The organism is Sphingorhabdus sp., from assembly GCF_046292425.1.
Lineage (GTDB): Bacteria > Pseudomonadota > Alphaproteobacteria > Sphingomonadales > Sphingomonadaceae > Sphingorhabdus_B.
The window spans coordinates 1-18,316 of sequence record NZ_JBKBQV010000016.1 but is presented as its reverse complement, the minus strand read 5'-3'; the positions used below and the strand labels follow the sequence as shown (position 1 = coordinate 18,316).

The following is an 18,316-nucleotide window of genomic DNA, read 5'->3' as shown; positions in this document are numbered from 1 at the left end:
TTGAAACGTCAGTCACCAGCGGTGAAACAAGTTTATCAGGACAGGAATTTGAATTCACTCCGCCGCCTCCAACGCCTTGCACGCCCGGAGCGGCTCTTCCGCCTCCATCGGCACAAGCCCAAGCTTTGCCAGCATCGCCGCGTCTTTATCATCACCTGCATTGGCTGCGGTGAGAAGCTTATCGCCCGTAAAAATGCTGTTCGCGCCAGCCATGAAGCACAATGCTTGCGTCGCCTCGGACATGCTTTCGCGTCCCGCGCTGAGCCGCACCATACTCATCGGCATGGTGATACGCGCTACGGCAATGGTGCGGACGAATTCGATATCGTCGATCTTCGCAAGCGGTGTATCGGCGAGGATGTCGCCCAGCACAGTGCCCTTCACTGGTACCAACGCGTTAACCGGCACACTTTCTGGATGTTGGGGCAAGGTTGCGAGCGTGTGGATGAAGCCAACCCTATCCGCGCGCGTTTCGCCCAAGCCTACAATCCCGCCGCTACAGACGTTGATGCCCGCGCGGCGCACTTCGGCCAGCGTATCGAGCCGGTCCTCCATGGTCCGCGTGGTGATAATCTCGTTATAACGCTCGGGCGAGGTGTCGATGTTATGGTTGTAGTAATCAAGTCCAGCCGCAGCCAGCATATCTGCCTGACTTGGCGAGAGCATGCCCAAAGTCATGCAGGTTTCCATGCCCATAGCACGTACGCCCTGAACGATTTGTACGATCGCTGGCATGTCACGGTCCTTGGGGTTACGCCAAGCGGCGCCCATGCAGAAACGGCGCGAGCCAGCATCTGCCGCCTCTGCAGCCTTTTGCAACACCGCCTGCACGTCCATCAACTTGGTCGCCTCAACGCCGCTGTCTGCCTTTACAGATTGCGAGCAATAGCCGCAATCTTCCGGACAGCCGCCGGTCTTGATGGATAGCAAAGTGCAGAGCTGAATCTGTCCCGCAGCATGATGCGCGCGATGGACGGTCTGCGCCTGATAGACCAGCCCATCGAACGGCAGGTCGAACAAGGCAGCAATTTCTGCGCGGCTCCAATCAGTGCGGACGGTCAAGCGGTTTCTCCCAAAGGCGGCATGTTGTGCCCCAATAATGTCAAAACATCCGCGGCACATTCCACCACATTGCTTCCGGGGCCGTAAATACCCTGAACGCCTGCCTCGCGCAGATAATCATAGTCCTGAGGCGGGATGACGCCGCCTGCAATCACCTTGATATCACCGCGTCCTGCTTCGCGCAGGCCCTTTACGAGGTCGGGGATAAGTGTCTTGTGTCCCGCCGCAAGGCTAGATGCGCCGACGGCGTCGACGTCGTGCTGCAGCGCAAGAACAACGGTTTCTTCGGGTGTCTGGAACAATGGCCCGCTGATGACATCAAAGCCCATGTCGGAAAAGGCAGATGCGATAACGTTCGCTCCGCGGTCATGCCCGTCTTGCCCCATTTTCGCGACAAGCAACTTCGGCTTGCGGCCCAAGCGCCGCTCAACGGACGCGACGCCATCAACGACTTGCGCCCAGCGCTTGTCAAATTCGTACGCACTTCCATAAATGCCTTCAACCGGAACTGGCGTCGTTGCGTAGCGCCCGAATACCAGTTCCATGGCATCGGAGATTTCGCCAAGCGTCGCACGTAACCGTGCGGCGTCGACTGCCAGCGCCAAGAGGTTTGCGCCCGTTTTGGCACCTTGCGTCAACGCTTTCAGCGCTGCCTGACATGCCGCCTCGTCACGTGCGGCGCGGGTGGCGGCAAGACGTGTGATCTGGCCTTGCCGGACAAAGTCATTGTCGACTTCCAACGTATCCAGATGATCTTCAATTGCCAGCTTGTATTTATTGACGCCAACAATGACGTCCTCGCCCTTGTCCACGCGCGCCTGACGCGCTGCGGCGGCCTCTTCGATAAGACGCTTTGGCATGCCGGAGGCTACCGCCTTGGTCATGCCGCCAAGCGCGTCGACTTCACCAATAATTTTCCAGGCTTGATCCACCAGTTCCGCAGTTAAAGCCTCGACATAATAAGAACCCCCGAGCGGATCGACGACCTTTGTAATCCCGCTCTCTTCGGCCAGCACGATCTGCGTGTTGCGCGCTATCCGTGCCGAAAAATCGGTAGGCAATGCGATGGCCTCATCGAGCGCATTGGTGTGCAAAGATTGCGTCCCGCCCAAGGTCGCCGCCATGGCCTCAATCGTCGTGCGGATGACGTTGTTGTAGGGGTCTTGCTCTTGCAGCGACACCCCCGAAGTCTGACAATGCGTGCGCAGCATCTTGGAGCGTTCATCCTTTGCACCAAGTTCGTCCATCACGCGGTGCCACAAAGTCCGCGCCGCACGTAACTTGGACACTTCCATGAAGAAGTTCATGCCGATGCCAAAAAAGAACGACAAGCGCCCCGCAAATGCATCGATATCAAGACCGGAGGCCATTGCGCGCTGAACATATTCCTTGCCGTCCGCGATGGTGAAGGCAAGCTCCTGCACAGCAGTCGCGCCAGCCTCATGCATATGATAGCCAGAGATCGAAATGCTGTTGAACTTGGGCATGTGCGTGCTTGTGTAGGCAATTATATCCGACACAATCCGCATAGATGGCTCAGGCGGATAGATATAGGTGTTGCGCACCATGAACTCTTTGAGAATGTCGTTCTGGATCGTGCCGTCTAGCTGAGCTTGCGAAATGCCCTGCTCCTCGCCTGCTACAATGAAGAATGCGAGTATCGGGATGACCGCGCCGTTCATGGTCATGCTTACCGACATCTGATCAAGTGGAATGCCGTCAAACAGGATTTTCATGTCCTCGACCGAGTCAATCGCGACCCCAGCCTTGCCTACGTCGCCGACAACTCGCGGATGGTCGCTGTCGTATCCACGGTGGGTGGCAAGGTCGAACGCGACGCTTAAACCCTTCTGGCCTGCAGCAAGGTTCCTCCGATAGAATGCGTTGGATTCCTCGGCAGTCGAAAAGCCGGCATACTGACGAATGGTCCAAGGGCGACCCGCATACATGGACGCGCGCACACCGCGGGTAAATGGGGCAAAGCCCGGAAGACCGGGGTCGATCCCCTTCCCGCTTGCATCTTCAGCAGTGTACAGCGGCTTCACAGCAATACCCTCGGGCGTGTGCCACGTCAGGTCCCTGTCCTTGACCTCTTTTGCCGCTGCTGCGGCCCAGTCTGTAATATCTGACTTAGTCATGAACTATCCTTAAGCACGCGCGCTTGGTCTGGCCGACATGTCGTCGTGCCAGCGACGCAAATTGGTCAGGCTTTCAGGCATCGCAAGCCCGATAAACGCAGCGAAATCGATAGTCGACAGCAACACTATATCTGCCATTGAAATTCCTTCGCCGGCAATGAATTTGCTGTGCGTCAGCGCAGCGTCAAATACGCCCATCGCAGCCATCGCGTGCGGGACATTGGCATTGCCGAATTCCTCAAACCGTTCCGGCACAACCTGTGCGGTAAACGGATGGACGTTGACCCAGTAATTACGCACCGGTCCGCCGAGCGTAAATTCTGTACGCCGGATCCACATTTCGATTTGGGCAATTTCAAGTGCGCTGACGCCAAACAAAGGAATCTCTGGATAAGCCGCTTCCAGATAACGACAAATTGCAACGCTTTCCGATATTGTCGTGCCGTCGTCCAATTCGAGCACTGGCGCCTGGCCAAGCGGATTACGGGCGAGATGTTCGGCGCTTTTATGTTCGCGCGCCATCAGCGAAACGGGTTGCAGCGGCAGATTGATGCCCTTCTCTGCCGCAAACATGCGCACTCGGCGTGGATTGGGGGCCGGACTTGGCGTATCGTATAGGATCACGATCCGGTTCCGTTTGCGTGGGCCGCTGCACCGTCGGCGTGGACTTCCATGATTTCCGTCAGAACGCCTTGCATATCCTTGGGATGTACAAAGAATATAAGCGTCCCGTGGGCCCCGATGCGCGGTTCGCCCAGCACACGCTTGCCCATGGCCTCAAACTCCGCCTTGGCGACGTGGATATCGGGCACTTCGTAGCAGACATGATGCTGCCCACCTGCCGGGTTCTTCTCCAGAAACGACGTAATGGAGACATTGCCGGGTAGTGGCTCAATCAGTTCGATCTGAGTGCCATCAAGCGCCCCATCGGCACCGGGCGTGTCGACAAAGCATACTTTTACACCTTGATCGGGCAAATCGAACGGTTCGTGGATTTTGGTTGCACCCAGCACATCGCGATAGAACGCAATGCTGTCGGCAATAGACGGCGTTGCTACGCCAAAATGGTTTAGGCGGCCGAGTTTCATGTTAGCTTCTCACAACGGTATGTTGTCATGCTTCTTCCAAGGGTTTTCCAACGCCTTGTTTCGCAATTTCCGTAAGCCCAAAGCAATCCGCTTGCGCGTCGAATGTGGGTAAATGACCTCGTCGATGAAGCCTTTGCTCGCGGCAACAAACGGGTTGGCGAAGCGGTCTTCATATTCCTTGGTTTTCTCGGCAATTCCGTCGGGATCGAGACCACGAAAGATGATCTCGACTGCGCCCTTTGCGCCCATTACGGCGATTTCGGCGGTGGGCCATGCGTAGTTTAGGTCACCGCGTAAATGCTTAGACGCCATCACATCATACGCGCCGCCATAGGCCTTGCGCGTTATGACGGTGATTTTGGGCACGGTCGCCTCAGCATAAGCGAACAGAAGTTTTGCGCCATGCTTAATAATTCCGCCATATTCCTGCGCCGTGCCTGGCAAAAATCCCGGGACGTCAACGAAAGTGATGATCGGAATTTCGAACGCATCGCAAAATCGCACGAAACGCGCGGCTTTTTTGGAACTGTTGATGTCAAGCACGCCAGCCAGCACCATTGGCTGATTGGCAACAATACCTACAGTCCGTCCTTCAATACGGCCAAACCCGATAATGATGTTTGCCGCGTGCGTCGGCTGAACCTCAAAAAAATCGGCTTCGTCAACCGTTTTGCGGATCAGTTCATGCATATCATAGGGTTGGTTTGCGCTTGGCGGGATCAATGTGTCGAGGCTGGGTTCAATCCGGTCCCAGCAGTCTTCCGTTGGCCGCTGGGGGACCCCGGTTCGGTTGTTTTCAGGCAAATAGTCGAAGAAGTCGCGGACCGACAGCAAAGCTTCGACGTCATTTTCGAACGCATTGTCCGCAACACCAGATTTTGTGGTGTGCGAAATTGCTCCGCCCAGTTCCTCTTGCGTCACCACTTCATTGGTCACTGTCTTGACCACATCAGGGCCAGTGACGAACATATATGACGAATCCTTCACCATAAAGATAAAGTCGGTCATTGCTGGACTATAAACCGCACCACCCGCGCACGGGCCCATGATAAGGCTGATCTGGGGCACAACCCCAGAAGCGAGCACGTTCCGTTGAAAAACCTCTGCATACCCGCCGAGTGATGCCACGCCCTCCTGAATACGCGCGCCGCCACTGTCGTTAAGGCCAATAACGGGTGCGCCGACCTTCATCGCATTGTCCATCACTTTGCAAATTTTCATTGCATGGGCCTCGGACAACGAACCGCCAAACACTGTGAAATCCTGGCTGTAAACATAGACCAAGCGACCATTTATCGTGCCGCTGCCAGTAACGACGCCGTCGCCAGGAATCTTCTGGTCGGCCATACCGAAATCGGTGCAATTATGCGTTACATAAGCATCGAGTTCCTCAAAGCTGCCTTCGTCGAGCAAGATATCGAGCCGCTCGCGCGCAGTCAGGCGGCCCTTCGCATGCTGCGCATCGATGCGCTTTTGCCCGCCACCCAATTTGGACGCAGCGCGCCTCAGTTCCAGTTCAGCGATATTTGCCGACATGGCATTCCCCATAAGCAATTTTGTTGCGCGAAGCTTTGGCATCGTGATGCGGCAATTGCAAATTAATCGTGCGATTAAATCGCATTTCTCAGAGGTGATATTGGAAGCTGCAAAAATGATAAAAGCTCGTTATAGGGCCGCGTCATGGAAGATATTTATCCCATCAAGGTTGCTGCGCTCTATCGATTTGTTTCGTTTGAAGCGCCTGAAGAATTGCAACCGCGTATACAGCAGCAATGTGCCGCTGGAGGAATCAAGGGCACGATATTGCTTGCGCATGAAGGCATTAACGGGACGGTTGCCGGTGATCCCGCAACAATTGACGCGCTGATCGCGTTTTTGCGCGATATTCCGGGCTGCGCTGAGCTCGACGTGAAATATTCGCATGCCAAGGAAATGCCGTTTTACCGGATGAAGGTGCGGCTCAAAAAAGAGATCGTAACCCTTGGCGTTGAGGGCATCGACCCAAAGCGCGAGGTTGGGACTTATGTGCAGCCAGAGGATTGGAACGCTCTGATCTCCGACCCGGACACCGTTCTGATTGACACGCGGAATGATTATGAAGTGGCGATTGGCACCTTTGAAGGCGCGATCGATCCCCGCACAAAATCCTTTAGCGAATTTCCTGAATGGTTTCGCGCACATCGCGCTGAACTGGCGGCAGGCAAAACAAAGTTTGCAATGTTCTGCACGGGCGGCATTCGCTGCGAAAAATCGACCGCATTTTTGAAAGCTGAAGGCATAGAGGAGGTCTATCATCTTGAAGGCGGAATATTGCGCTACCTCGAAAATGTGCCGGAAGCCGAAAGCAAATGGCAGGGCGAGTGCTTCGTTTTCGATGAGCGTGTCTCCGTTAAGCACGGACTGGAGCTTGGCGAAATGGAGTTATGCCATGCGTGTCGCCGCCCGATATCTCAAGAGGACAAGGCGTCGGAGCATTTTGTCGAAGGCGTATCCTGCCCAGCCTGTTTTGCCGAACGTACGGATGAAGACCGGGCGCGGTTTGCCGAGCGGCAGAGACAAATTGCATTAGCTAGAAAGCGCGGCAAACAACATATCGGCGTTAACCCGCGTGATCATGGATAAAGCGCGTTTCCAGGGCCTCTCGGCTACGCTCGGCCCGATCGGTTCTGGCGGGATATTACTTACTTTCCCGATCGTGTCGAGCATAGCCGAGATGTCTTTAAATCAATCGCGCGTGCAAAAGTAAAATGACCCAACTCCCCATACTATATAGCTTCCGCCGCTGCCCGTACGCGATGCGCGCGCGGATGGCGGTTGCCGTGAGCGGTACTCGGGTGGAGCTGCGCGAAGTTGTGCTGCGGGACAAGCCACCTGAAATGTTGGAGGCGTCGCCGAAAGGCACTGTTCCGGTGCTGATTCAGCCAAACGGCATTGTTTTGGACCAAAGCATCGATATCATGCGCTGGGCGCTCGCTCAGAGTGATCCGGAGGGCTGGCTAGGGTATGAGGGGCTTGACCTAGTTGATGCTAATGACGGCCCTTTTAAGCATGCGCTAGACCGCTACAAATATCCGCATCGTTATGGACTAATCGACGGCAGGGAACATCGTGATGTTGCCCTGTCCTATCTGTTGCAATGGAATGTCCGATTGGGCGCGACGCCTTTTTTGGGGGGCGTCAATCCCGCTTTTGCCGACATTGCGTTATTTCCATTCGTTCGTCAGTTTGCCGCCAGCGATGCAGACTGGTTTGCGGCACAGCCTCTGCAAGCGCTTCAAATATGGCTTGCCGCGCTGACGGACAGTACACTTTTCGCAAAAATCATGGTCCGCTACCCGCAATGGAAAACCGGCGACCCCCCGACCATCTTTTCCTGATCATTTCATCAATACCAGTTCTTCGGACATGCTTGGGTGCAAAGCGACAGTGTCATCAAAATCCTGCTTGGTCAGTTTTGCCTTTACCGCAATTGCCGCTGCTTGAAGAATCTCTCCGCTGTCGGGGCCAATAAGGTGAAGGCCGATAACCGTCTCGTCTGGTCCAGCCACTACCATCTTGTACAAAGCGCGTTCATTACGATCGGCCAGAACGTTTTTCATCGCACGAAAATCGCTTTTGTACACCTTGACGTCATCATAGTTGGCTCGTGCCTCAGCCTCGGTCATGCCGACACTGGCGATTGGCGGGTTGCTGAAAACAGCGGTCGGAATATGGTCATAATTGACCGTGCGGGGGTTATTTCCAAAAACGCTATCGGCAAAGGCATGACCCTCTCGGATCGCAATCGGAGTTAATTGCACACGGTTGGTGACGTCGCCTACGGCATAGATGCTGGGTATGTTGGTGCGGCTATCGTCAGTGACCTTCACAGATCCGTCAATGCCAAGTTCCACACCAACGTCAGCCAGATCAAGCCCAGTGCTGTTGGGGGTGCGGCCAATAGCCCACAACAGCAAATCGGTCTCTAACGTCTCACCATTTTCGCCCTCGATTAATAAGCTGCCATCATCTTGCTTGGTCACCGCTTTAATGGAAAAGTGGAAGCGGATGTCGATGCCTTTTTGGCGGCTAATGTCGACCAGTCGATCAACAATCTCGTCGTCATAGGAGCGCAATACGCGGTCACCGTGGGTCACAAGCTGAACTTTAACGCCCAATTCATTGAAAATACCTGCAAATTCATTAGCGATATAGCCGCCACCGGCAATCACTGCGCGCTTGGGTAGTTCGGGTAAGCTGAACACTTCGTTAGACGTAATACCGTGGCCAGCCCCCGGAATTTCGGGAACCGATGGCCAGGCACCAGTTGCGATCAGGATATTTGTCGCAGTGATCTCACGCCCGCTTGCCAACTGAACTGAATTGGGACCCGTCAATATCGCGCGTTCGCGGAAAGTCTCGACTTTGTTATTCCCAAGTGTCTGGCCGTAAAGGCCTTCCAAGCGGTTTACTTCGGCGGCAACATTGTCGCGAAGGACGTTCCAATCGAACGTTGCGCCTTCGGTGTTCCAGCCAAAACGTTTCGCATCATGCAAATCCTCAGCGAAGTGGGATCCGTAAACCAACAGCTTTTTGGGCACACATCCGCGGATGACACAAGTGCCGCCGACGCGATGTTCCTCGGCGATTGCCACACGCGCGCCGTGCGATGCCGCAATCCGCGAAGCGCGCACGCCGCCGGAACCAGCGCCGATGACGAAAAGGTCATAATCATATTCAGCCATCTATCGTTCTTTCCTGTGTCACCTCGATATGGGAACACAATCATGTATTTACCAATGGGTATTCTCGCTTTGTCTTATCGCGCAATTGCCAATCGCTTAGACATCACCAAGCGCAGCCTCGATAAGGGCAGTTGTCGAAGGATCAAAGCCGATCGCGCCATTGTCGCTTATGCGTTTGGCGATTTGTTTGCCCAACTCAACGCCGAATTGATCAAACGGGTTAATCCCCAGCAAAACAGCATTCACGAACGTCCGATGCTCGTAAAAGGCAATTAACGCACCGACCGTTGAAGCCGTCACATCGTCTAGCAGGATTGTTGTTGAGGGCCGGTTGCCAACATAGTTGCGTGCAGGATCATCGGATGATTGCCCTGCCATCAACGCCGCCCCCTGGGCGAAGCAGTTGACGAGCAAGGTTTCATGATGAGCAGTATCGAAATCATGGCCGGGCGTTTTGCTAGCGATAAATTCGACGGGGATCAGATGCGTCCCTTGATGCAGCAATTGGAATACGGCGTGCTGGGCATCAGTGCCAACGCCACCCCAAGTCACCGGTGCGCTGTTCCGTCCCAACGGCGCTCCGCCTGCAGTCACCGATTTGCCGTTTGATTCCATCTCCAGCTGCTGAAGATAATCGGGCAGCAAGCGTAACCGTTCGTCATAGGCAAAAACCGCCCGCGTCTGGCAGGCCTTGGTTTGCGCATAATAAAGGTCGGCAAATGCGGCCATCATCGGCGCGTTTTCCATGACGGGCGCATTGCGGAAATGCCGGTCCATTGCCGATGCGCCCTCCAGCAATTCCTGATAAACTGCCCAGCCAAGACCAAGTGCCACTGGAAAGCCGATGGAGCACCACAGGGAATAACGGCCGCCTACCGCTTCGTTGAACGGCAATATCCGGCTTTCGTCGATGCCCCATTCAATCGCTTTTTCCGGATAAGCTGTCAGGGCGACAAATTGAGCATATGGGTCGGCAACGCCGCCGTCTGTCATCCATTCCATGGCGCTGGTAGCATTCAGCAATGTTTCGGTCGTGGTGAAGGTTTTGGATGCAACTGCGACTATCGTTTTGTGCGGGTCCATGCCTTTCACTGCCTCGGTCAGTGCGGCGCCATCTATATTTGATACGACTTTGACGTCATAACGTGCGCTATCCCGTCCCAATGCGTCTATTAGTAGCTTTGGACCAAGTGCTGACCCGCCAATTCCAATGTGTAATATGTGGCGGATGTCGCCCATGAAGCCCGCGTCGATCGCCTCCACCAAGCTGCGCATTCTGTCTTGAAGCGCACGCGCATGGGCCACGGCATCTGCGTCACCATTACCGCGTTCGGCAGGATGTTCCGCTGCACGCCCTTCAGTGACATTGATGACCGCTCCGGAAAACAATGCAGTCTTTGCAGCATCAATCTGCATATTCTGCGAGAGTTTTGAAAAACTGGCTAATGCTGCTTCATCCAGATGGGTTTTGGACAGGTCGAAACGCAATCCCGATTGCTCGATTGTCATGTTGTCGACCCGATTATCGTCTGAGGCGAACAACTCAACAAGGGGTTTCGGCTGATGTCGTTCCAGCTCGGTCCAGAGGTTATCAGTCATCATTTATTCCTTAATTGGTTGCGTAGCCGCTGCCGGTGAATCTCGGCGCTGGCAAATAACGCGCCTACGCGATAAAAGGCCAGCCAATCCGTCACCCGACGACATTATTTTGCGAGAATTTGTGACTTTAACTACCGACAATACGGGCAATTTGAACGCAACTGCGCCTCAGCCGCAGGATTCAGCCCCACCCCATTCAGAATGGCGCGAATATGGCAGCTTCCTGTTGAAGCTTGCACTGTTCGTATTTGTTTTGCGCAGTTTTATTATCTCACCTTTCAACATCCCATCGGAATCCATGCAACCACGCTTGCTGATCGGGGATTATCTTCTCGTCGCCAAATGGCCTTATGGTTATTCCAAATATAGCCTTCCTTTCTCTATACCGATTATCCCGGGTCGCATCTTTGCGAGCCAGCCAAAGCGCGGTGATGTTGTGGTGTTCAAAGCTCCGATGTCGAACGGGACCGATTATATTAAACGCGTCATTGGTCTTCCAGGCGATGTCATCCAAATGCGGAATGGTATTCTTGAAATCAACGGTGTCGCCGTGAAAAAAGAGCGCATCGCTGACTTGGTGATCCCCGTTACACAGAATATGCGCGACACCGCAGAACTGGACCGCAACCCCTTTCCATGCTGGCGTCCAGATATGGAGGAACCAGCGGTGCAGGGAGGGACGCAATGTCGCTACCCCCGTTATCGCGAAACACTGCCTGAGGGCAGAAGCTATGAGATTCTCGATCTTCAAAACGGTCTGGAGGGCGACAATACTGAAGCTTTCGTCGTCGGCCAAGGAAATCTTTTCCTGATGGGTGACAATCGCGATCGCAGCGCGGACAGCAGATGGTCCCCGGTCGACAAACCCGGAGCCATTGGGATCGTGCCGCAGGAGAATCTTGTGGGCCGCGCACTTGTGTCGGTGTTTTCAACCGACGGATCGTCACATTGGCTGCTGCCATGGACTTGGTTCACGGCTACCCGCGCCGACCGCATTGGACAGGGATTTTGACCAGCGATGAACAAGAGGCTTGGCTGTCGGAATTACTTCCGGAACAGCCAAAGGATATAGCGCTGTACCACCGCGCACTCACGCATGGCAGCACTGGGCAACCGGACTATCAACGGCTCGAATTTTTGGGCGACCGAATTTTAGGGCTCGTTATTGCTGACATGCTGTATCATCGACATAAGGACGAGGCGGAGGGCCGCCTTTCCCACAGATTGAATGCGCTGGTGTCGGGCGTGACCTGTGCCGAAATTGCCCGGCAAACTGGGATGCCGCCATTTATTCGATTGGGCAAGCAGGCGCGCGATGATGGCGCGCAGCAAAGTGACAATGTATTGGGTGACGTCATGGAGGCAATCATTGGCGCTCTTTACCTCGACCATGGCCTACCCGTGGCCCGCGAGCTTATAGAACGGCTCTGGGGGCCACTTCTTGAAACTACAAATGGCGCCCCCAAACATCCCAAATCCGAATTACAGGAATGGTGCGCCGCCAACGGCCGCAAGGTTCCCGAATATGTCATCACTAAAAAAGAAGGCCCCCCCCACGCCATGAGATTTGAAATCACAGTCACTGTGAAGGGCTATCCGCCTGTCACGGCAACCGCCAACAGCAAACAGGCTGCCGAAACTGGCGCAGCCCTTGCATTTTTGGAAGCAAACGCATGACCAGAAGATGCGGACATGTCGCCATTATCGGCGCACCCAACGCGGGCAAGTCAACTTTAGTTAATGCCCTGGTCGGCCAAAAGGTCGCGATTGTCAGTCCTAAGGCGCAAACCACCCGTACACGCATGTTAGGTGTCGCTTTGCTAGGAGAAACGCAGCTTGTACTGGTGGATACGCCGGGCATCTTTGCGGCACAGCGCAGGTTTGACCGCGCGATGGTGGCAGCCGCCTGGGATGGCGCAGGCGACGCCGATTTAATTGCCTTAATCGTGGACGGGCGTGCTGGCGCCGGCCCAAAGGTCGAAAAGATCCTTGAAGGCCTGAAAGATCGTCCGGAGCGTAAATGGCTCGTATTGAACAAAGTAGATATTGCGGCCAAAGATAAATTGCTCGCCCTGACCACCAAATTAACGGAAAAATGCGCGTTTGAACAAATATACTATATTAGCGCTGCAACGGGTGACGGGTTGGAAGAATTCAAAACTGCGCTTGCCGATAATATGCCGGAGGGCGAATGGCATTTTCCGGAAGATCAGGTGTCCGACGCGACCGACCGTTTGATTGCGTCGGAAATCACACGCGAGCAGTTGTACCTACAACTTCACGAGGAATTGCCATACGCCAGCGCCGTCGAGACGGAAAAATATAGCGAACGCGAGGATGGCTCGCTGGAAATACACCAGCAGATACTCGTTGCTCGGCCAACACAGCGCGCAATCGTGCTGGGTAAAGGCGGTACACGTATCAAGGCTATTGGCGAGGCGGCGCGGATGGAGCTTGCGAAGTTAATGGGTGTGAAGGTTCATCTCTATTTGCACGTAAAAGTGCACGCCAAATGGGATGAAGACCGCAGCTTGTATCGCGATATCGGGCTTGAATGGGTGGATTAGCCGTGGTTGAAGGTTCAGCCTAGCTGCTGGTTTTGGGCGAAGGCTGGTGCGATCATCGCTTCTCGTAACTAATAGGCGAATGGGCACCAGCCTTTGCCGGTGAGACGTTGTGCAATTTAAACCTTCGCCTTAGCCTTAGGTTTTGTAGCTGGCTTAGCCTTAGCGGCCGCCTTCTTCGGGGCTACTTTCTTTTTAGGCGCTGCCTTTTTCTTGACTTTGCCCTTTGGCGGCATGGCTGCGCGCGCATCGATTAACTGCGCAGCCTCCTCAAGTGTCAACTCGTCTGGCGAAATCGATTTCGGCAATGTCGCATTGGTTGTGCCGTCGGTCACGTAAGGACCAAAGCGCCCCTCCATCAACTTGATTTCTGCTTCCGTACGTGGATGCTTGCCAAACTCTTTTAAGGGCGCACGAGCAGCTCCACGGCCACGGCCAGGGTTGGCAAGGGCCTCCGCCAATTTCACAACGGCGCTGTTCATGCCAGTTTCAAATACTTCGGTCGTCGACTGTAGCCGCGCATATTTGCCATTATGGGCAAGATACGGCCCATATCGTCCAATGCTTGCGGTAACCGGCTCTCCGCTTTCTGGATGAATTCCCACCGTCCGTGGCAACGACAATAGCTTGATTGCCCATTCGAGACCAATGTCTTCCGCGGGAATGTCTTTCGGAATAGACGCCCTTTTTGCATCCTTGCCCTCGCCCATCTCAAAATAAGGTCCAAACCGACCGGATTTACGGCTGACTTCCAACTGCGTTTCCGGATGCTGTCCCAAAATTTCAGGCCCCGTATCTTCACCATTTTCGCCGCCGGGTTGCGCAAATTTGCGGGTAAATTTGCAATCCGGGTAATTTGAGCAGGCCACAAAAGCGCCGAATTTCCCGCCACGCAAGGCAAGCCTGCCCTCACCACATTTGGGACAAAGGCGCGGGTCGGCGCCATCTTCACGCTCGGGAAACAGATATGGCGACAGGAAGATATCAAGCTCAGCCGTCACTTCGGATGGTTTCTGCTCCATGACCTCAGCAGTCTTTGGCTTAAAATCGCGCCAGAACGCCTCGAGAAAGGTCTGCCAATCGGCACGTCCGCCGCTGATTTCGTCAAGCTGATCCTCAAGACCGGCGGTATAATCATACGCCACATATCGTTCAAAAAACCGTTCTAGAAACGCTGTGAGGAGGCGACCGGATTCCTCTGCAAAGAAACGGTTTTTTTCTACCCGAACATAAGCACGATCTTTCAAGACCTGGATTGTGGACGCGTACGTGGAGGGGCGCCCAATGCCTAACTCTTCGAGGCGCTTAACCAAGGTTGCTTCCGAAAAACGGGGCGGCGGTTGTGTGAAATGCTGGGTTTTTTCTGCTGCGTGTTTGGCCGGCGAGTCCCCAACTACCATTGCGGGCAAAATTGCGCCATCTTCGCTGTCGCTGTCGTCGCGGCCTTCTTCATAGACAGCAAGGAACCCGGGAAATTTCATGACTTGCCCGGTTGCGCGCAGTCCGGTTTGCCCGGTCCCGTCAAGCAAATCGACCGTTGTGCGTTCCATACGCGCCGATGCCATCTGGCTGGCCATCGCGCGCTTGAAAATCAGGTCATACAGCCGTCCATGGTCGCCTGATCCCACTTTGTCCCTGTCGAAATCAGTAGGCCGTATGGCTTCATGCGCTTCCTGCGCATTCTTTGCTTTGGTCTGATAGACCCTCGGTTTTTCTGGCAAATAGCCGCTATCAAATCGATCGGAGATAGATTTGCGTGCGGCCGAAATAGCGCTGTGGTCCATTTGGACGCCATCGGTCCGCATGTAGGTAATGGCGCCGTCTTCATAAAGCCCTTGCGCAATACGCATCGTGTGACTGGCAGAAAAGCCCAGCTTGCGCGCAGCTTCCTGCTGCAAGGTTGAAGTGGTAAACGGAGGCTGTGGATTACGGGTCACAGGCTTTGTTTCCACGTTTTCTACAATGAAATTGCCCGATTCCGCTGCGAGGCGCGCCATCTCCGCGTCCGCCTCGGTCTTCAGATCCATCTTGTCGAGCTTTTTACCAAGATATTGAGTGAGGCGGGCATCAAATTTTTGCCCCTTATGCTCCATCCCGGCCTTAACCGACCAATATTCCTGCGCACGGAACGCTTCGATTTCGCGTTCGCGCTCGACAATCAAGCGCAGCGCTACTGACTGGACGCGGCCAGCGGATTTTGCACCGGGTAATTTACGCCACAGTACAGGCGACAGCGTAAAGCCGACTAGATAATCAAGCGCACGGCGGGCCCGGTAGGCATCGATCAGGTCGACGTCCAAAGCGCGCGGATGCTTCATGGCATCAGTGACTGCCTGCTTGGTAATTGCGTTAAATGTTACGCGCCCGACGTTGGCAGGCAGCGCCTTTTTCTTGGCGAGCACTTCTTGCACATGCCAGCTAATTGCCTCACCTTCGCGGTCAGGGTCCGTCGCAAGGATCAGGCCATCAGCTTTTTTCGCTTCGTCAGTGATCGCCTTGAGCTGCTTCGCCTTATCGGCATAATTATCCCACAGCATTTCAAAACCATTGTCGGGGTCGACCGAACCATCCTTCGGCGGCAAATCGCGAATGTGGCCGTAAGATGCCAGCACCTTGAATCCGGGACCTAAATATTTCTCGATTGTCTTGGCTTTTGCAGGTGATTCAACAATAACTAATTGCATGATATTTTGTGCTTTTCTAAAAACTCTCGCGTACGCGTATAGGCTGATGGGGTGAAAGGGGGGTCGTCAAGACGAAAAATGCAGACTTACTTTACGCCGTTAAACGGACCTTTCCGCCAGCGCCTCGCTCTAGTTTTCCGGCAAGTTCAATTTCGAGCAGCACCATTTGGACGACAGCCTGGCTGCTGCCAGACTGCCGCACCAGTTCATCGACCGAGACATAGGTCATGCCCATGAGGTCAATAACAGCTCTACGCTCGTCGCTGCTGTCATCGCTGGATAGCGGCATGGTTGGCATCGTGAAATGCGTAACTGGTGACTGCATGCGGTCGTCCAGTGGCCGAATGAGTTCTGCAATCTCCGCTGCATTCTGCACCAAGGTCGCGCCGTCTCGAATAAGTTGGTTGCAACCGCGAGATCGCGGATCAAGCGGCGAACCGGGAATGGCCATAACCTCCCGCCCCTCTTCCGCTGCAAGTCGCGCCGTGATCAGTGATCCGGACTTCGGAGCCGCCTCGATAACCACTGTTCCAGCGGTCGCTCCCGCAATGATGCGGTTGCGATACGGGAAGTGCCTCGCGCGCGGTTCCGTGCCGGGGGGTTGCTCCGCAATCAACAATCCCCTTTCGGCGACGGATTCCTGTAACCCCTTGTTTTCAGGCGGGTAAACGACATCGATTCCGCCTGCAATAACCGCAACGGTTCCACTTTCCATCGATCCGGCATGCGCGGCTGTATCAATTCCCCGGGCGAGGCCGGACACAACCGACAACTCCATTTGACCAAGTTCATAAGCCAGTTGGCGCGCGAACTGACACGCTCCTGCGGACGCGTTTCGAGCGCCAACCAACGCGACGGCAGGGCGGGATAAAAGGGCCAGATTGCCTTTGACACACATTACGGGGGGCGCGTTATCGAGGTGAGCAAGCAGCTGTGGATAATCGGGATCGCCCAAGAAAATGTGTCTTGCGCCCACCGCTTGGACAGATTGAAATTCACGCACCATTGCGCCCTCATCCGCAAGCAAGGACTGCTTGCCGCCGCCGCGCCTGACAAGGTCGGGCAAGGCTTCAAGCGCTGCCCTGGCACTACCAAAACGTGCTAAAAGCTGACGATAGCTTACAGGTCCGATATTAGGTGAACGGATCAGACGGAGCTGATCAAGCTGAGTCTGGCTGCCCCCCACCAACGTTATCAGCTTTTGCTTTTGCCGATGCGGGGTTCCGTTCCATCAATCAAATTCTCGATATTGGACCGATGCTTCCAAAAGATGATGAGCGTGCACGCTGTAAGCAGCGCTACCAGTTCGTAATGGCCAAAAACGGCCGCGGCAATTGGCGCACACACGGCGGCGACTAACCCTGCAAGGGACGATAAGCGCGAAATGAAAAGTACGGCCACCCACGCGACTGCGTAAACTGCACCTCCCTCCCAGAACAATCCGAACAAAATCCCGGCGTAAGTCGCTACGCCCTTTCCGCCCTTGAAACGCAGCCAGACGGGATAGAGATGCCCGAAAAATGCCCCCGCCGCAGCAAGGATTTCACCGCCGGGGAGAAATCGGGTTGTGAGCCACACGGCAAAAAACCCCTTAAGCAAGTCCAGCAATAACGTGAGCGCAGCAATGCCCTTCCGCCCTGTACGCAGGACATTGGTGGCTCCAATATTCCCTGAACCAACTGTTCTGATGTCGCCCCCACCCGACAATCGAGTGAGCAACAAACCGAACGGTATTGAGCCAAGGGCATAGCCCAGCAAGAGACCGGCAACCATGTTGTACCAAAGATCATTCACCAGACGAATCCTCTAAATATCTGTATTGTGTAGCTGTTTTGTTCCGCGCGCTCAAGACTGTCGGCTTGCCAGTCAAGCCGGTCCGGTTTACCGACCAAGCATGACGATTGTTCCAAATGCCGCGCCCATTTTGTTTTTCGATTCCGGTATTGGCGGGCTTTCGGTTTTGAAGGCAGTTCAGGCAGATTTGCCAAATGCACCGATCATTTTTGCCGCAGATTATGCGGGATTGCCATATGGAACAAAGACCGAGGCAGAAATATCAGCGCGGGTGCCAGCCTTGCTTGGCCGCTTAGTGGAACGGTATAAACCGCGCTTGGTCGTTATTGCCTGCAATACCGCCTGCACCATCGCCCTGAGCCATGTGCGTGCCGCTTTGGATGTTCCGGTGGTTGGAACTGTTCCGGCGATAAAGCCTGCGGCAGAAACCACGCAAAGCGGCATTATAGGCTTGTTGGGGACCGCAGCGACGGTCCGCCAGTCCTATGTTGACAAACTTCATGCCGACCATGCACCGGGCATGACATTACTCCGCCATGCTGCCCCCGAACTTGTGAATGCCGCTGAAGCAAAAATGCGTGGCGAAGCTGTTTACCCCGCAATTTACGCGCGGGCGATGGTTGGCCTGATGGAGCAACCCGGTGGCGATCGCCTAGATGTCGC

Annotated in this window: 16 protein-coding genes; 6 read left to right on the top strand and 10 right to left on the bottom strand. The window is 54.7% G+C overall.

All coding sequences use genetic code 11. The features are described from left to right. Window positions 1–54: 54 nt before the first annotated feature. Genes bioB through ACK4S7_RS05195 form a run of 5 tightly spaced genes read right to left on the bottom strand, consistent with a single transcriptional unit; the run spans window position 55 to window position 5,824 of the window. Complete coding sequence (gene bioB, locus ACK4S7_RS05215; RefSeq protein ID WP_409644942.1) at window positions 55–1,062, bottom strand: biotin synthase BioB; 1,008 nt, start codon at window positions 1,060–1,062, stop codon at window positions 55–57. Further along, window positions 1,059–3,200: a methylmalonyl-CoA mutase gene (gene scpA, locus ACK4S7_RS05210; RefSeq protein ID WP_409644940.1), complete on the bottom strand. Its 2,142-nt coding sequence runs from the start codon at window positions 3,198–3,200 to the stop codon at window positions 1,059–1,061. The genes bioB and scpA overlap by 4 nt, the downstream gene beginning before the upstream one ends. A gap of 9 nt (window positions 3,201–3,209) precedes the next feature. Further along, entirely contained in the window at window positions 3,210–3,824 is a 615-nt protein-coding gene (locus tag ACK4S7_RS05205; protein WP_409644939.1) for a glutathione S-transferase family protein, read from the bottom strand. After that, entirely contained in the window at window positions 3,821–4,288 is a 468-nt protein-coding gene (gene mce / locus ACK4S7_RS05200) for a methylmalonyl-CoA epimerase (protein ID WP_409644938.1), read from the bottom strand. Before mce ends, ACK4S7_RS05205 begins: the two co-directional genes overlap by 4 nt. 9 nt (window positions 4,289–4,297) lie before the next feature. Continuing rightward, the gene (locus tag ACK4S7_RS05195; protein ID WP_409644976.1) at window positions 4,298–5,824 is read right to left on the bottom strand and encodes an acyl-CoA carboxylase subunit beta; all 1,527 of its coding nucleotides are present in this window, start codon (window positions 5,822–5,824) and stop codon (window positions 4,298–4,300) included. Window positions 5,825–5,968: 144 nt separating this feature from the next. Here ACK4S7_RS05195 and ACK4S7_RS05190 point away from each other — a divergent pair, with 144 nt between their 5' ends. Both ACK4S7_RS05190 and ACK4S7_RS05185 read left to right on the top strand, forming a co-directional pair. Next, on the top strand, window positions 5,969–6,910 hold the full coding sequence (locus ACK4S7_RS05190) for a rhodanese-related sulfurtransferase (RefSeq protein WP_409644937.1): 942 nt from the start codon (window positions 5,969–5,971) through the stop codon (window positions 6,908–6,910). 125 nt (window positions 6,911–7,035) lie between these two features. Next, the gene (locus tag ACK4S7_RS05185) at window positions 7,036–7,665 is read left to right on the top strand and encodes a glutathione S-transferase (protein ID WP_409644936.1); all 630 of its coding nucleotides are present in this window, start codon (window positions 7,036–7,038) and stop codon (window positions 7,663–7,665) included. Here the strand turns inward: ACK4S7_RS05185 and gorA are convergent, their stop codons facing one another. After that, window positions 7,666–9,012 (bottom strand): glutathione-disulfide reductase, encoded by a 1,347-nt coding sequence (gene gorA, locus ACK4S7_RS05180; protein WP_409644935.1) that lies wholly within the window; start codon window positions 9,010–9,012, stop codon window positions 7,666–7,668. Window positions 9,013–9,108: 96 nt separating this feature from the next. Next, the gene (gene pgi / locus ACK4S7_RS05175) at window positions 9,109–10,611 is read right to left on the bottom strand and encodes a glucose-6-phosphate isomerase (RefSeq protein WP_409644933.1); all 1,503 of its coding nucleotides are present in this window, start codon (window positions 10,609–10,611) and stop codon (window positions 9,109–9,111) included. A gap of 151 nt (window positions 10,612–10,762) precedes the next feature. Here pgi and lepB point away from each other — a divergent pair, with 151 nt between their 5' ends. The 3 genes from lepB to era are packed head-to-tail and all read left to right on the top strand — an operon-like array spanning window position 10,763 to window position 13,178. Continuing rightward, on the top strand, window positions 10,763–11,623 hold the full coding sequence (gene lepB / locus ACK4S7_RS05170) for a signal peptidase I (RefSeq protein ID WP_409644974.1): 861 nt from the start codon (window positions 10,763–10,765) through the stop codon (window positions 11,621–11,623). Next, the gene (rnc, locus tag ACK4S7_RS05165) at window positions 11,620–12,288 is read left to right on the top strand and encodes a ribonuclease III (RefSeq protein WP_409644932.1); all 669 of its coding nucleotides are present in this window, start codon (window positions 11,620–11,622) and stop codon (window positions 12,286–12,288) included. The genes lepB and rnc overlap by 4 nt, the downstream gene beginning before the upstream one ends. Beyond that, window positions 12,285–13,178, top strand: coding sequence for a GTPase Era (gene era, locus ACK4S7_RS05160; RefSeq protein ID WP_409644931.1), 894 nt, complete (start codon window positions 12,285–12,287; stop codon window positions 13,176–13,178). The genes rnc and era overlap by 4 nt, the downstream gene beginning before the upstream one ends. A gap of 116 nt (window positions 13,179–13,294) precedes the next feature. On the opposite strand, the gene topA is transcribed toward era, so the two are convergent. The 3 genes from topA to plsY form a co-directional block, all read right to left on the bottom strand. Then, window positions 13,295–15,859: a type I DNA topoisomerase gene (gene topA, locus ACK4S7_RS05155; RefSeq protein ID WP_409644930.1), complete on the bottom strand. Its 2,565-nt coding sequence runs from the start codon at window positions 15,857–15,859 to the stop codon at window positions 13,295–13,297. Between the two features lie 91 nt (window positions 15,860–15,950). Next, complete coding sequence (gene dprA, locus ACK4S7_RS05150) at window positions 15,951–17,048, bottom strand: DNA-processing protein DprA (protein ID WP_409644929.1); 1,098 nt, start codon at window positions 17,046–17,048, stop codon at window positions 15,951–15,953. A gap of 5 nt (window positions 17,049–17,053) precedes the next feature. Then, on the bottom strand, window positions 17,054–17,632 hold the full coding sequence (gene plsY / locus ACK4S7_RS05145) for a glycerol-3-phosphate 1-O-acyltransferase PlsY (protein ID WP_409644973.1): 579 nt from the start codon (window positions 17,630–17,632) through the stop codon (window positions 17,054–17,056). Between the two features lie 121 nt (window positions 17,633–17,753). On the opposite strand from plsY, the gene ACK4S7_RS05140 reads away from it, so the two are divergent. Continuing rightward, window positions 17,754–18,316, top strand: a 563-nt coding sequence (locus ACK4S7_RS05140; protein WP_409644928.1) for a glutamate racemase, incomplete at its 3' end; no start/stop codon positions are given.

Coding starts and splice junctions, on each gene's coding strand:
- scpA (WP_409644940.1), bottom strand. CDS start 3,200: ATGACTAAGTCAGATATTACAGACTGGGCCGCAGCAGCGGCAAAAGAG.
- mce (WP_409644938.1), bottom strand. CDS start 4,288: ATGAAACTCGGCCGCCTAAACCATTTTGGCGTAGCAACGCCGTCTATT.
- ACK4S7_RS05195 (WP_409644976.1), bottom strand. CDS start 5,824: ATGTCGGCAAATATCGCTGAACTGGAACTGAGGCGCGCTGCGTCCAAA.
- ACK4S7_RS05190 (WP_409644937.1), top strand. CDS start 5,969: ATGGAAGATATTTATCCCATCAAGGTTGCTGCGCTCTATCGATTTGTT.
- ACK4S7_RS05185 (WP_409644936.1), top strand. CDS start 7,036: ATGACCCAACTCCCCATACTATATAGCTTCCGCCGCTGCCCGTACGCG.
- gorA (WP_409644935.1), bottom strand. CDS start 9,012: ATGGCTGAATATGATTATGACCTTTTCGTCATCGGCGCTGGTTCCGGC.
- pgi (WP_409644933.1), bottom strand. CDS start 10,611: ATGACTGATAACCTCTGGACCGAGCTGGAACGACATCAGCCGAAACCC.
- era (WP_409644931.1), top strand. CDS start 12,285: ATGACCAGAAGATGCGGACATGTCGCCATTATCGGCGCACCCAACGCG.
- topA (WP_409644930.1), bottom strand. CDS start 15,859: ATGCAATTAGTTATTGTTGAATCACCTGCAAAAGCCAAGACAATCGAG.
- plsY (WP_409644973.1), bottom strand. CDS start 17,632: ATGGTTGCCGGTCTCTTGCTGGGCTATGCCCTTGGCTCAATACCGTTC.